The 15,344-nt window shown below is 37.6% G+C and carries 13 protein-coding genes; 8 read left to right on the plus strand and 5 right to left on the minus strand.

Annotated elements, in window-relative coordinates; all coding sequences use genetic code 11:
• Positions 1-91: 91 nt before the first annotated feature.
• The 3 genes from VB797_RS14760 to VB797_RS14770 form a co-directional block, all read right to left on the minus strand.
• Positions 92-1,258 carry an alpha-hydroxy acid oxidase gene (locus VB797_RS14760; RefSeq protein ID WP_323238447.1) on the minus strand — a complete coding sequence of 389 codons (1,167 nt, stop codon included), beginning with the start codon at positions 1,256-1,258 and terminating at the stop codon, positions 92-94.
• A 281-nt stretch (positions 1,259-1,539) separates the two neighbouring features.
• Positions 1,540-2,493, minus strand: coding sequence for a methyltransferase domain-containing protein (locus VB797_RS14765; RefSeq protein WP_323238448.1), 954 nt, complete (start codon positions 2,491-2,493; stop codon positions 1,540-1,542).
• Between the two features lie 293 nt (positions 2,494-2,786).
• Positions 2,787-3,161 carry a cupin domain-containing protein gene (locus VB797_RS14770; RefSeq protein ID WP_323238449.1) on the minus strand — a complete coding sequence of 125 codons (375 nt, stop codon included), beginning with the start codon at positions 3,159-3,161 and terminating at the stop codon, positions 2,787-2,789.
• Between the two features lie 218 nt (positions 3,162-3,379).
• On the opposite strand from VB797_RS14770, the gene VB797_RS34985 reads away from it, so the two are divergent.
• Entirely contained in the window at positions 3,380-3,487 is a 108-nt protein-coding gene (locus tag VB797_RS34985; protein ID WP_416350872.1) for a TPR end-of-group domain-containing protein, read from the plus strand.
• Here the strand turns inward: VB797_RS34985 and VB797_RS14775 are convergent.
• Positions 3,476-4,447 (minus strand): alpha/beta hydrolase, encoded by a 972-nt coding sequence (locus tag VB797_RS14775; protein WP_323238450.1) that lies wholly within the window; start codon positions 4,445-4,447, stop codon positions 3,476-3,478. The two genes, VB797_RS34985 and VB797_RS14775, sit on opposite strands and share 12 nt — an antisense overlap.
• Before the next feature lie 277 nt (positions 4,448-4,724).
• Between VB797_RS14775 and VB797_RS14780 the strand changes: the two genes are divergently transcribed.
• From VB797_RS14780 to VB797_RS14805, 6 genes are all read left to right on the plus strand, one after another.
• Complete coding sequence (locus VB797_RS14780) at positions 4,725-4,949, plus strand: peptidoglycan-binding domain-containing protein (RefSeq protein ID WP_323238451.1); 225 nt, start codon at positions 4,725-4,727, stop codon at positions 4,947-4,949.
• Between the two features lie 419 nt (positions 4,950-5,368).
• Entirely contained in the window at positions 5,369-6,604 is a 1,236-nt protein-coding gene (locus VB797_RS14785; RefSeq protein ID WP_323238452.1) for an MFS transporter, read from the plus strand.
• Positions 6,605-6,900: 296 nt separating this feature from the next.
• Positions 6,901-8,181 (plus strand): cytochrome P450, encoded by a 1,281-nt coding sequence (locus VB797_RS14790; protein WP_323238453.1) that lies wholly within the window; start codon positions 6,901-6,903, stop codon positions 8,179-8,181.
• Positions 8,182-8,578: 397 nt separating this feature from the next.
• Positions 8,579-9,847, plus strand: coding sequence for a cytochrome P450 (locus VB797_RS14795; protein ID WP_323238454.1), 1,269 nt, complete (start codon positions 8,579-8,581; stop codon positions 9,845-9,847).
• A 71-nt stretch (positions 9,848-9,918) separates the two neighbouring features.
• Positions 9,919-11,145: a cytochrome P450 gene (locus tag VB797_RS14800; RefSeq protein ID WP_323238455.1), complete on the plus strand. Its 1,227-nt coding sequence runs from the start codon at positions 9,919-9,921 to the stop codon at positions 11,143-11,145.
• A gap of 426 nt (positions 11,146-11,571) precedes the next feature.
• The gene (locus VB797_RS14805; RefSeq protein WP_323238456.1) at positions 11,572-13,188 is read left to right on the plus strand and encodes an MFS transporter; all 1,617 of its coding nucleotides are present in this window, start codon (positions 11,572-11,574) and stop codon (positions 13,186-13,188) included.
• Here VB797_RS14805 and VB797_RS14810 read toward each other — a convergent pair.
• A complete protein-coding gene (locus VB797_RS14810; protein ID WP_323238457.1) occupies positions 13,181-14,041 on the minus strand; it encodes a phosphate/phosphite/phosphonate ABC transporter substrate-binding protein in 861 nt (286 codons plus the stop codon). The genes VB797_RS14805 and VB797_RS14810 overlap by 8 nt on opposite strands.
• A 103-nt stretch (positions 14,042-14,144) precedes the next feature.
• Between VB797_RS14810 and VB797_RS14815 the strand changes: the two genes are divergently transcribed.
• Positions 14,145-15,038 (plus strand): Tll0287-like domain-containing protein, encoded by an 894-nt coding sequence (locus VB797_RS14815; RefSeq protein WP_323238458.1) that lies wholly within the window; start codon positions 14,145-14,147, stop codon positions 15,036-15,038.
• The last annotated feature ends 306 nt before the right edge of the window (positions 15,039-15,344 follow it).

Below are 15,344 nucleotides of genomic sequence, written 5' to 3' on the forward strand. Positions count from 1 at the left end.
ATAACAATTTATGATAGTTCTGAGCTATATAGTAAGTAATTAGTAGCCTGACTTGATATTATTTGCTATTCCCTGTTCCCTATTCGCTGAATCATCTAAATTTTATATTTTTTCTTGACAGTTGGGAAAGTTTAGTGATTCCCATAAGTTTCATATCTCTTTCGATTTCATTTTTCATATTAGAAATAGCTTTTTCAACCCCCAATTGACCACCAGCAGCTAATGCATACAAATACCATCTTCCACCAGAACAAGCTTTAGCACCAACTGACAGCGCTTTCAGAACATGGGTTCCTCTTCTGATACCACCGTCGCAGATTACATCAATCTTATCTCCTACAGCATCTACTATTTCTGCTAACTGCTCGAAAGGAGATATACAACCATCCAATTGACGACCACCGTGATTTGATACCATTATTGCATCGGCTCCGATGTCAACTGCTCTTTTGGCATCATCAACGCTCATTACACCTTTGAGACAAAATTTCTTACCCCATTTTTTTCTAATCTCTTCAGCATCCTTCCAATCCATTGATTGATCGAGCATCGTACTTAAATAATCACCTACCGATACTGCGACATTTGTTCCTTTATTAACGTGTTGTTCTAATTGCGGTAAGCTGAATGGCTCGCGTAAAAGATAATTCAACGACCAATTCGGATGTAGAGCAAAACTAATTAAACTCCTCGGTGTAAGCTTTGGGGGTGTAGTGAATCCCGTCCACAAATCCCGTTCTCTGTTTCCTCCAGTAATTGTATCGACGGTTAAAGCGATCGCATCAAAATTTGCTTCCCTACACATTTCTATCATTGCATCATTCAAAGCTTTATCTTTATGACAGTAAAATTGGAACATCTTTGGTGTTGATATTGTTTTACCAATTTCTTGCAAACTAACGGTTCCTAAACTTGAAATACCAAACAAAGTTCCGTATTTTTCTGCTGCTTTCGCAACCGCTCTTTCACCGTCATAATGGAATAATCTTTGTAATGCTGTTGGCGAACAAAACATCGGAATATCTATTTTCATTCCCATTATTTCCACAGAAGTATCTACTTCTTCAACTCCTGCTAACACATTAGGAATCAAATCGCATTCTTCGTATGCTTTGGTATTTCTTCTATAAGTAACTTCATCATCTGCCGCTCCATCTATATAATGAAATATTGGAACAGGTAATTTTGCCTTAGCTAAATATCTAAAATCATTTATGTTACGACAATCTGCTACACTTTTAAATAATTTCAAATCCATTGTTTTTATATAAATATAAAAGTGCTACGTTAAACGCGGAATACGATAATTTTTACGGATACGTTTTGAATAATGATGAGCGAATTAACCACTTTTTTGCAAACACTGATATGGAAAACAAAGAGGACATCAAAAGGCTTTTTTAATCCTTTGTAAAAAGTAGATTGAGTGTAATAAAAGCAACTCAACCTACCTTTAATTACCTATTACCTATTACCCATCAATCAAACTTGAGCGGTTTGCGTTGAAACTTCTTGCGATCTGCTTGCAGCAGCGCTTCGCTATCGCGACTCTAAATTACCCCTAACTGCGCGAAACATCCCAAATCTGCAAAGCCCGGTACCAAATGCTAACCGCATTAAAAGAATTGTCGGTACTTCCCGCACAGATTTAAGAAAACCCGATACCCCAAAACGCATCCACCCTTGTGGTTTAATTATTCCTTGCCAGATAGTATCGAACCAAGAAGGAAGTGTTTCTTGCGTCCAGTCAGCCGTTGTCACTTCTCCTTCAACAAATCCCGTGGCTTCCAAAAGTTCGGAAAAACCTTCTATGCTAGAAAAAGCCGGATGAGACCACTGATCGAGTAGTTGCTGCATGACTGGTTTCTCCCAGAAATTCAGCGGGATTTGGCGATCGTCTCTTTGATTCCAATCGGCTACAACTAGCAACCCACCGGGTTTTATCACTCGCATCAATTCTTTGGCAAAAACCGCTTTATCCGGCATATGTGGCCCCGCTTCAATTGACCAAACTACATCAAAACTGGCATCTGGGAAAGAAAGAGCCATCGCATCATCCACCAGAAACTTCGCATTAACTCCTTCGGAGGTCAACTCAGTAGCGCGTTTGACCTGTTGCGGACTAATAGTAACACCCGTAACGTCAAACCCGTAATCCTTGGCTAAAATACGGCTGCTACCACCGATTCCACAACCAACATCTAAGACGGTGGTACCTGCGGGTAATTGATCTAAACCACCCCAACGCACCATTTCATCGACAAAATCGTATTTAGCAACCAGAAAATTCTTATTTGTGGGTGGTGAACCATAATGTCCCAAGTGGATATGCTCCCCCCAGTAAAATTCCAAAATCCCGTCATCCGTCCATTCGTCGTAGGAATTAGCTACGGAGTCAGATGATTGATAGCGACGAGCAGTAATTAAATATAGTGCGATGCTTACAATTAATATTGCAAGGATAATTCCCAAGGTAGAAAGCAACCAGTTCATTAGAATAATGCCTTAATATTTTGTCATAATTTTATCGTATTAATGAAACGTGAATTAAAATTTCTTTGTAGTAGTAGGTTGAGTTAGGCGCACAAAAAATAATAGGTTTTAGTTAAAAGTTTATATTGCGCTGTAACCCAAGATTCCATTATTGATATTATCAAAAATCCCATATCCTCGCGGCGATAATATTGTTTATTTAATACGGTAATGTTGGGTTACGACACGATTAATAAGTATTCTCGTTACAAACCAAATTGTTTTTCGTGTCTAACCCAACCTACAAATTACAGCTAATCTATTACGTCGATAGATTGTGATGGATATGAAACTTCAAAAATTAACACATCACCATCTGCACGGAAGGGACCGTGAACTTCACCTGGAGGACGGCTTGCATAAAATCCTGGCTCAAGCCACATATCAAAGGCTTCATCATACAACCGACCAGACACAACAAATATCTCTTCGGGATATGTATGGCTTTTAGAACCAAACTGACCTGTATAATAATCACTTTTAAACCAAGTCAACCTCGTGTAATCACCAGTATTTTTATCCTCAGATAATGTTAACTGGCGGAGATTACCTTCAGATCCATCTATGACTTCCCATTCATCGAAATTACTTTTATCTAATGAATTCCAGTAGGTTGATGTGGACTTCATCGGGACTACCTTTTATTAGTACTACAAATAAAGTTTAAAGGATATTTTGCATGAGCGAAGAAATTAAGGTGCAATCTAGCAGAGGTGAAAACTATGCTATAGCATCTCATCTTAAATTTATTGAAGGAACCACCGGACAAAATTTTTTTCCTAATTTTATTGCATGATGCTGAGTGAAGTTTGAATAACCCAATAGATAAAAATGTCTGCAAAACAATTTGAACGAAGCTATAAAACAAAATCAAGATTATAAAGAAAAAGCTAAAGAAGAATCTGCTTTCAATTCAATTAGAGATAACGAAGAGTTTAAAAAACTAATGAAGTAAATCAGTATGGGAAAGCAAAATGTTTACGGCATCTACAATCACATCCGGTCGATCTATCCATACGAAATGGTCGCTTTTACTTGCTTCCAACTGAAGACAATTTGTTGATAATTTACATAGTTCTACGTGCATTTTATCCCGCAACTTATTGGTACTTTGCAGAGGAAGAAAAAAAGTAAAAAAGCTGGGTTTGAAGAAAGAACTGGCTTTAATACTAACTATAGGTAATGTTCCCAAATTTTTAGCTGCACTCACCTGACGCGCACTTTTCTCTAAATTTATCATTTCTCTAATCATTGTAATCCAATGTTTGGGACGACAAAAAGAACGCTTTACGAAATTAAGTTTATTTGCAGAAAAATGCCGTAGTTCAGGCTTGATAAACTCAAATACTCCACAAACTCTTAATAATCTAATAATCCCCAATATTGAGCCGAAAATAGACATTACAAAACCCGATATAAAAAAGAGTTTCAATGCTTTTAATTGAACCGGCATTTTGAGCATTCCTGTCTCGTGTAACCCATCTGTAAGCACCAACCCCGCAACTTTTTGAGGAAACTTATGAGCATAAAGTCGTACATTGTAACTACCGAATGAATTCCCGATCAAAATGTAAGGTGGTTGAATTCCGGCTTGAGTAAGTAGTGCGTCTAATTCCTTGACAATTTGCTCGCTGGTTCGCGGATGCGGACTACTATCGCTCCATCCATATCCAGCGCGATCGCAAATACATACTTGTGCTAATTTTGACAATTCCTCAATTAGCAAATACCCTTCTACTCCTCCTAAGCTATGATCTATGACGATAGTAGGACTCGCTTCTCCTTTAACGTAAAGATGTAGCCGATATTGACCCACATCAATCAATTGACCGGGTGCTGGTTGTCGATCTTCCCACCAGCTAGCTATGGCTTGATAAAGTGCCATTAAAATCAGCACAAAAACTCTAGTTAGCATTTACTTGTTTAAACATATTTACCAGTCTGTCATTATATAAATAAATGATACAAAAAGTACAGTATTTTTACTTATGCAAAACCGATTACCCTCAATTTCTCCACGTCCTACAAGTAAAAGCAATTTGTTTAGGGCAACGACCCAATAACTTGATATTTCTGGTGATGGTAAATTTATGCAACTGCATAAACTAACAAACCCTCTCCCTACATATTAAATAAGACCACAAAGTTAACTCTGAACGGTTAACTGTTAATCAATAAGGAGAATTAGAGTAATGGCACCTCAAATCTTAAATCATGGAATGAATGGTTCTGATGTCGAGCGCTTACAGGGGGATTTATCTGCACGAGGATATCAACTCGGACCAAACGGTGTTGATGGAAACTTTGATGAACATACTGAAAATGCAGTCAAAGCATTTCAAAAAGATAACGGCTTAACTATAGATGGAATTGTGGGAGCCGAAACTGGTCGGAAGTTGGGCGCTCCGGTTGGTTAATTTAATTGGTTAATTTAAACTGAGCAGTCGCGGGTTGAATTATCAGCCCGCTTTTTATTAATTTTAAAGTATTAAAAACATTTAACTTTAATTACAAATAATTTAATATCCTTATAAACCCGGTTTTGGAAAAGTCGGTTTTTTTTAAGTTTAATTTTAATTTTTAATTGATATTTTATATTTAGAATTTAATTTTTAGCTAGTGATAATAAACATAATTATTAATCTGTCTTAAGCTAAAAAACCAATGATTGGAGGATTCTCCCCCAAACCCCCTCCATAAAAAGCCAATTTACTTAAACACTTTCAATCCTTGCTGACAGATACTTTTTGCAATTATCGAGTAATAAAGCGTTTTAAATGCATATTATTTATTTTAGTTCCCCTAACACATAATATGTATTAAGAAAATCAAAAAAATGACTACATCATTAACTACAACTAACTCTCAGTTAGGCAAAAATAATCGACCAAAAGGCAATATTTTCCAAGATAAAAATATTTTAATTGCTGTTAGTATCACGGCGATCGCAATTATGCCTTTATTTAGCGTCAGCCCAATTCTTCCAACTATAGCTAAGGGATTAAATATTTCTGCTCAACAAGCAGGATTAATCATGGCAGCTTACTTAATTCCAGTTGCTCTGGGAACTCCAATATTCGGGTTGTTAGCAGACCATTTTGGCTTTAAGAAGGTGTTAATTCCTTCCTTGCTGGTATTTACTCTCGGCGGTATTTTATGTGCCTTCGCTGGAAACTTTCGCTCTCTTATAGAGTGGAGAATTTTACAGGGAATTGGTGCTGCTCCTTTAGAGGCTTTGACACTTTCAATCATTAGTAGTTTGTATGGTGACAAAAAACTAACTCAAGCAATGGCTGTCAATGCTGGAGCAATTGGTGTTGGTTCAACAATTTATCCGATCTTGGGAGGTGTTTTAGCAAGTCTAAGTTGGAGATACCCTTTCGCACTATCACTATTAGCAGTTCCCGTTGCATTATTAGTAATGCTAAAACTCAAATTGCCCAGAACACCAAAGAATACTGAAAAATTTCAACTAGGTAGCTATGTTAAAAATATACTAAAAAGTATTCAAAATCGAAATGTTTTAGCCTTGTTTTTTGCGGTAATTACCTTATTCATGGTAGAGTTCGGAGCATTCTATACCTTCACTCCAATTTTCGCTGGAGATAAATTAGGAGCAACGAGCGCGGTAATTGGGATTATATTAACCACAAATGCCATATCTCTGACAATCTTTTCAATATTCGTCACTTTAGCAGCGAACAAAGTTTCTGAAATCAAATTAATCAAAATATCTTTCGTCATCTTCGCGATCGCACTATGCATCATTCCCACAGTTAATTCAATTCCGATGTTAGTAATCCCTTGCGTTCTCATGGGAATAGTTGAAGCTTTAGCGTTTCCTTCACTCCAATCATCTTTAGCTAAACTTGCTCCAATAGAATACCGCGCCGGTTTTATGTCCCTTAACGTTACAATTCAAGCAGTTGGAAGAGCGATCGGTCCGGTTTTTGCGGGAATATTATTTGGAATTTGGGGAATTCAAGGAGTTTGTTATGTCGGTGCTGCTGTAACTGCGATCGCGCTTGTCGGATTCAGTTTGTTAATCAATTCAAAGTCTCGCAAAGTTTAGTAAATATGACAAAATCACAATTGGTAGTGGTTCAAATATTCATCTTCCATTACCAATTACACAACCCAAAACCTTGTAGAGACGCGATATAATATCGCGTCTCTACATTTATTTATGGTTATATCAAAAATTTAAGTTCAATTTTTTTTAATAACCGCAGAGACGCAGAGGACGCTGAGGAAAGAAAGAAGAGAGAGACAAGTACCCATTACCTATTACCTATTAAAAATTGCATAATCCAAAATCCTTCACCCCTAAGCAATAAATAAGGAATTCAAAAAAATCTGTGGGTAAATATGTCTATTTCTACAATTGAAAGATTAAATCCATTTGTCAAAGAGGTAATTGAAGACCCTTACAGCTTCTACAGCCGTTACAGAAAGGAAGATCCAGTACATTGGGGAATTTCTGCAAATCCCAATTTACCCGGTGCTTGGTATCTGTTCCGATACCGGGATGTGATGAAGGTAATGGAAAGTTCCAGCTTTGGTAGGGAAGCTAGTAAGGTGCGAGATGATGATGAAGGTTCACCAGTTCCCAAGGCTTATCGGGGATTTAGTTCGATGGTGAGCAATTGGATGGTGTTCCGCGATCCTCCTACTCACACTAGATTAAGAACTATTGTTAATAAAGTGTTTTCTCCCAAAATGGTGGAAAATCTTAGACCTGCCATTATCGGCATAGCTGATTGTTTATTAGATAGAGTCCATCTGCAAGGGGAAATGGATTTAGTTGAAGATTTTGCTTTTCCTCTACCCATAATGGTAATTGCCGATATGTTGGGTGTTGACCCCAAAGACCGACCTTTATTTAGAAAATGGGCTTTAGCTCTACAACACGCTAGCGCCAGTCGTTTGACTCCATCTCCGGAAGTGTACGAACAAGCGGAAGCTGCTACTCAAGGATTTATTGAATATTTTAAAAAGGAAATTGCGAAGAGACATCAAGAGCCAGGAAAGGATTTAATTACGGCTTTGGTTAAAGCTAGGGATGAAGGAAATAAGTTAAATGACGAAGAAATATTAGCTACCTGCATTCATTTATTAACCGCAGGTCATGAAACAACAGTTAATTTGATTAGTAAGGGAACATTGGCTTTATTGCGTCATCCCAAGCAATTAAAGTTGTTGCGATCGCACCCGGAATTAATTCCCGCAGCAGTGGAAGAATTGGTAAGATATGATTCCCCGGTACAGATGGTCAGTCGTTGGGCTTATTCCGACTTTGAAATTGACGGTAAGGTAATCAAACGCGGTGATAGCGTTGGTTTAATTTTGGGTTCAGCCAATCGAGATGAATCACAGTTTGCAAATCCCGACGAATTAAATTTTGAACGAGAAGAAACTAAACATAGTGGTTTTGGTAGCGGCATTCATTTCTGCTTAGGTTCAACACTCGCTCGTGCTGAAGTCACCATTGCTTTAAATACTTTAATAAATAGATTGCCAAATTTGAGTTTGAAATCAGAATCAATTGAATGGGCAAATAATATAGTGTTTCACGGACCAAAGCATTTACAAGTCGGCTTTAGTTCTCCAAGGGATGCGAAAGGATTGTGGGGACACGACCACGCTTGAAGAGGATGAGGAGAGAAGGGGATGGGGAGATGGGGGGACAAAGATTCATAACTATCTGTAGTGTTCGCATCTTGCTCCCTTGCTGTTTAACTACCAATTCCCCATCCCCAATTCCCATCATTCATTTAATGGTGCCGAAAGTTGCCCCTAACTGTTTGAGCCATTTACAGTAAGTAATGCTAGCGCGATCGCTGGGTAAACGTACTGGCTTTTGTGATTCTATCGCTTGAACATCTTCTCTAATAATCGTGTTCGTAATTTTGTTCTTGATTGCATAAATAGAATTTTCTTACCCCTATAGATTTAGTGAGGGAGAGACTAAACTTTTTTTCTTCCATTTTCAATTCCCGTAATGGAACAGTATTGAATTAAATTTATTCTTCAAGAGGAATTTATTATGAACGTACAAGATACTGCACAATCTCAGAGACAAGGTTGTCCTTTTCATAAGGAAAAAATAGGAGAGGAATATCAACCTTTTGTCAATCCTCAATTGTCAAATCCTTATTTATTTTATGATTTTGCTCGAAAGGAAGAACCGATATTTTATAGTTCGGCGTTAAATGGTTATGTTGTGACTCGCTACGATGATATACTTGCCATACTTAAAGACCCTGCCAAATATTCTTCCAAAGATAATTTAGAGCCAATTGGGGAATATACGAAAGAAACCATTGATGTTTTACGTACCGGGTTTCCTTTCGTTTCCGACTTGGTGAATAGTGATGGATCTCGCCACAAATTTTTGAAGGAACCTTTGCTCAAAGTTTTTGCACCAGCACGTATTGCAGCAATGGAAGAATCTGTGAGCGCGATCGCTAACCGATTGGTAGACAATTTTATTAAAGATGGTCAAGCAGATATTCTCGGACAATTTGCTTTCCCCATGCCGTTGGAGGTAATTCTTAATTTATATGGGGTTCCTTTGGCAGGAATGACAGATATTAAGATATGGTGCAATGATATGGCGGAATTATTCTCTGCACCATTAACCCCCCAAAGACAAGTCGAATGCGCTCGCAGTTTTGTATCATTACAATACAAAGTTGCAGATTTAATCGAGCAAAGAAAGCAATCACCCCAAAACGATTTAATCAGCGATATTCAAGATTCTGATTTAACTATGCCGGATATGGTAATGGTTTTATCTGGGTTGATATTCGCAGGACATAAAACTACCAGCCACTTGATAGGAAACGCTTTGAAAGTTCTTTTAGATCAACGGGATTTATGGCAGACAATTTGTGAAAATCCATCAATCATTCCTGGGGTTGTAGAAGAAGCGCTTAGATATGATGCTCCGGTACCAGCAGTTTATCGTACCACTACCGGAATAGTTGAAATTGGAGGAGCTACTTTACCTAAAGACACCAAATTGTTTTTAATGTATGGCTCCGCAAACCGCGATGAAAGTCAGTATGAGAATGCAGATAACTTTGACATTCAACGCTTCCAAAAAACAACTTCCAATCATTTAGCATTTGGTCACGGAATGCATCGCTGTATCGGTTCCAAGTTAGCGCTTACCGAAGCTCGGATTGCTTTAGAGGTATTGTCTTCAAGGTTGCCAAATCTAAAACTTCAATCCAACCAAGAATTTACATATATTCCCACATTGAGGAGTCGGGGTTGTACGAATCTTCATGTTGAGTGGGATGTTGTTTAAGAAATAGGTAATGAGTAATACACAATTACCAATCCCCCATGCCCAATTACCAATTAAAAAGAATTAAAACAATGAACAAACAAACTTGTCCGTTTCATGCAGGGAAAGAATACCAACCCTTTTCTAAAGAACAACTTGATGACCCCTATCCATTTTTTCAACGTGCGAGAAATGAAGAACCAATATTTTATAGCGAATTGTTGAACGCCTATGTAATTACACGATACGATGACGTGTTAAATATACTCAAAAATCCCACACAATTTTCATCAGCCAAGAGCCTGCAAGCTGTAGGAGATTTGACTCCAGAGGTAGTCGAGGTATTGCGTCAAGGGTTTCCCTTTGTTTCCTTAATTAATAGTGATGGAGAACAACATAAACGCTTGCGTGCGCCTTTTGTAAAAGTTTTTGCACCAGAACGACTGGGAACGGTAGAAAATTCTATTTATGCGATCGCGAATAAATTAGTAGATAATTTCCTTAATGATGGCAAAGTCGAAATCGTATCTAAATTTGCTCACCCATTACCCCTTGAAGTCATCCTAACAATGTACGGGGTGCCTTTAGAAAAAATGGAACTAGTAAAAGAGTCTGGGAATAGCACCTCGGCTTTATTCTCAACAAAATTACCACCAGAGCGTCAAATCGAATGCGCTAAAAACTATGTTGCCTTACAACAATATCTTGCCAGCTTAATCGAACAACGACGCTCCGCACCGGGGGATGACTTAATTAGCGAACTACAAAGCAGCGATCTTACCCTACCGGAACAGGTTTTACTTTTATGTGAAATAGTAATAGCCGGACATAAAACAACCGCAAGTTTAATTGGAACAGCTTTGAAATTATTAGTCGAAGATTCTCAAACATGGCAAAATTTACATGAAAATCCATCACTAATTCCCATAGCTTTAGAAGAAGTCCTCAGATACGATACACCAGCCCAATCGATGGTTAGAGTTACCACCCAAGAAGTCACCTTGTCGGGAACCACCATACCACAAGATAGCCGGGTGCTTATACTCTACGGCTCCGCAAACCGCGATTCTGAGGAATTTATTGATGGCGATCGCTTTAATATCGAACGTTTCCAAGATGCTCCCGTCAACCATCTGGCATTCAGTCATGGAAAACATCACTGTACTGGTTTCAACTTAGCTCGCAGACAAGTAAGGATTGCTCTAGAAGTATTATCGACTAGAATACCTAACTTACGAATTACTCCCAACCAAGAATTAAACCATATTCCCACATTATTAGACCGTGGTTATGAAAGACTTAATTTAGAGTGGGGGTGAAGAGTTAGGAGTTAGGAGTTAGGAAGTAGTTAGTTAAGCTGATGTGCAGCTAAATTGTATAATGCGGTCAACAAGCGCGTGTCCGCCAAGACATGCATCTTGCAATCTTGTCTTATACAAATTAAATGCGTAACAACTTATTCTTCTCCTTATCTCCCCCTCACCTCAAAATCATTCAATAAACGAATAAAAACTCCGCGTTCCTCCGCGCTTCCCTCAGCGTTCCTTTGCGTTTCAAAAAAACTATTCCAATACCGGATTGGTGCGTGACACCATCAACCATTACGCTACGTTCAAAATTGCTCGTAGTGTTACAGACCCTACAAAATAATTACCAATTCCCCATCAATATTGCATAAACTACTTCACCCCATCCCTAATCATCTAATGAAGCAATAAAACCAGTGAGGAGTAAACTTTTAAGCGATGAATAACACGTCAATTTTAGCAGAGCAGAAAAGTTCAAGAGATATCACCAAAGACAAAAATCTTTACATCATCATCGGTGTAACCCTGATATCGATTATGGGAGGGCAAACTGTTGCTCCAATACTACCAAGCCTAACATCCGTATTCAATGTCTCTCCTAGAGAAATTGAACTGATGATGACGCTTTTTGTATTGCCTATTGGTATCGCAACTCCGATTTTAGGAGTATTAGCTGACCGCATCGGCATTAGGAAAGTTTTAATTCCCGCACTTATTTTATTTGCGATCGCCGGAGCTTCAATTGCATTTGCAGGGACTTTCACTTCTGTTGTGGGATTGCGCTTTTTACAAGGGTTGGGTGCGGCTCCGTTGGATGCTTTGTCATTAACTATGATTGCGATGCTCTACAACGGCAGAAGTCTGGGTACGGCAATGTCGATTAATGCTGCTGTCATCGGAATTTCTTCGGCGATTTATCCGTTAGTGGGTGGAGCATTAGGAAGTCTTAGTTGGTCATATCCGTTTTTACTTTCGGTTCTGGCTTTCCCCTTGGTAATGTTGGTAATAATGGTGTTAAAGCTGCCCTCAAAACCAAACGGGATCAAAAAAGAAAGCTTGAGCGTTTATCTCAAAAGTACTTGGAACAGCGTTAATAACCGTTCGGTACTAGGATTATTATTTGCAGTCGGCTCCATATTTATGATTCAATTTGGAGCTTTCATTACCTACATCCCCATTTTTGCCGGAATTGACCTTGGTGCTTCCGGGTTTACAAATGGGATTATTTTATGCGTCATGTCTTTAGCAGTTGCCATCAGTGCTTCTCAATTAGGACGCTTAATTCAAAGATTTTCGGAAATTACCTTAATTAAAGTTTCTTTTCTTATCAGTGCTGTGGCATTGTTAATTGTTCCGTTAATGACTAACCCTTGGCTGCTATTGATTCCTAGCGCTTTATTCGGTGTAGCATTAGCATTTGCCTTACCATCTTCTCAAGCATTATTAGCAGGACTTTCCGCACAAGATACCCGCGCTGGATTTATGTCGGTGAATGCTAGCGTTCAATCTTTAGGACAAGCTCTCGGTCCGATATTAGGAAGTGTTGCGATCGCGATCGGTGGTATAAAAGCAGTTTTCTTCGGTACGGCTGTTTTTGCAATCATCGCCTTTGTAATATTTAATATTCTCATAACTCCTAAGCAAACGAAATCCGCATTGGAGTTACTACCAGAAATAAAGCAAGAATTAACAGCTATTCCTTCCATTGCATCTCCGACAAATTTACAAACACCCGTTGCTCAATTAGTTCATACTCTCACCAACAAGGTTATTGATTTACCGGAAAATCCTGCATTGATTTGTATTGGTAAACGCAATAATAGTATGCAGGGAATAAATGTTGCAAATTTACCTCACTCGGAGGTTGTTTCACGAAATCATGCTCAAATCAAATTTGATGGAGAAAATTACTATATTCAAGATATGGGAAGTTCTAACGGTACTTATATTAACAAATATCCACTTTTACCTGGTACTTGGTATAAGTTGGGTTCGGGTGTCAAAATTGGTTTAGGTAAGCGTGACCTAATAACTTTTACATTTCAACTTAATTAAATAAACGCACGGGTTTAGAGTTAAGATTTTGAGTAATAGAAGTGACTCTTTTCACCACTTCAATCATATATTGATAATCGGGAGGTGATTCTGACGGTAAATATTTAGCTTGTTGAATCACAGTAGGAGGAGCCTTTTTGATATAATTGGCAATTATATTAACACGATTCTGCTCAAGTTTAGGACTAACTAAAACAGCACCCGATGGTACGGTATGAGAATCATTAAATAAGACCCGAAATACAGAATTGAGTTTTGATTTATAAAAATTAAACTCTTCCAAGGACATTGCCGCAGCATCAACTTTACCTTGCGATACCCATTCTAAAGATTCTTTTGATGTTGGAGCAAATAGGATTGATGCTAATGTTAAACCATAAAGATTATAAAGTGGTAAATAATAGCCAGTTGCATCACCCTCCTGTCCTAAAGCAATATTTTTTCCTTGTAAATCTGATAATTTTTTCAAAGGGCTGTTTTGATTGACAACGATTATAGAACGCGAACTAGTACCGATTTGTAAAGGGAAAAGAGTTGAATATTGATAATTAGCAATAGCGATCGCAGCTAAACCAGGAGTAGCAAAAACTAACGACCAATAATGACGCTTAATCTGCTCAATTGCTATTCGTTCATTAAAAGCAGGTTCTATTTGAACAATAGTTTTTAATTGTTCGCTTAAGTATTTACGGAAACTGCTCAACCTTTCTACAGTTTGTTGTCCTTGTCCATAACTGATTACACCAATAACTAATCCCGATTGTGGATTAATTATTGTTTCTTCTGTCGTACAAGCTGCTAAGGAAAACAGCATTTGCAACATAAATGCACGTCGAGACAATCTTAATTTCATCTATTAATTATGTAAAAAAGGGCATTATAATTATCTAAGTAATTTAAATTGTTAGATAACCGCGAAATAAATCTTTATATAGTTACGCAATAAGGAGACGACCGTGAAAATAGGAACTAAAGCAAATCTAATTCTGATAACTGTTTTCATCATCGGTATTTTAGTGAGTGGAATTGTGCTGTCAAATGTATTAACAAACAAAGCAGAAAACGAGATAAATTCTAAAGCCGTAATCTTAATGGCAATGAATAACTCACTTAGAAACTACACAAATGAACGGGTAGGACCTTTATTATTACCACAAGTAGAAATTCAAGATAATTTTATTCCAGAATCGATACCAGCTTATTCTGTTAGAGAAGTATTTGAAAGTTTTCGTGCTAATCCAGAATATGCCAATTTTTTCTATAAAGATGCAACATTGAATCCTACCAATTTGCGAGATAAAGCTGATAGTTTTGAGACTAAAATTGTCAACAAATTTCGTCAAGAGCCAAATACACCATCTTTATCTGGTTCCCGCACGATGGCTGGAACAAATCTTTATTATACTGCTAAACCTTTTGCGATTAAAAATGAAAGTTGTCTGCGTTGTCATAGTACTCCCGAAAATGCACCAAAAAGTCAGCTAACAACTTATGGAAGCGAAAATGGCTTCGGATGGAATTTGAATGAAATTCTTGGTATTCAAATCGTTTATGTACCCGCCGAACAGATTCTTAACAATGCTCATCAGTCATTTATACTAGTTACTGGAATTGTGGCAATAGTTTTTACATTCGTGATTATTGTGATGAATTTGTTGTTAAAAAGAATCATCCTACAGCGGATTAGAAAAATTGCCATAGTTGCCGAACAAGTTAGCGTTGGAAATATGGATGCTAGTTTTGGTAAACAAAATAAGGATGAAATTGGAGATTTAGCTGAAGCTTTTAATCGTATGAAATATAGTTTAGAAATTGCTATGAATATGTTAAATAAGAAAAAAAATAGTTGAGCAGTAGACTATAGCAATCCTAAATTATTCATGAGAAAACACTGATAAATATTTAGTAAAATATAAAACTAGCTTTTCAACTTTGTTTTACGCAATATATCAATTCAGCCACAAAGCATAGTAATTAGCGAGTTAAAAGAGATACTTTTGTAAATTAAGTATTTTCTCACGTTTGATTCCGGATTGCTATATGTACATTTTCTGTTCCCTATTTTCTATTCCCTGTTCCCTGTTCCTTATTCCCTACAAGTTATTTAGAAATCAAAACGGATTCTTATATGTTTTATGGAGAAATTTAACCCAGAT

The organism is Rivularia sp. UHCC 0363 (assembly GCF_034931125.1).
Classification (GTDB): domain Bacteria; phylum Cyanobacteriota; class Cyanobacteriia; order Cyanobacteriales; family Nostocaceae; genus Rivularia.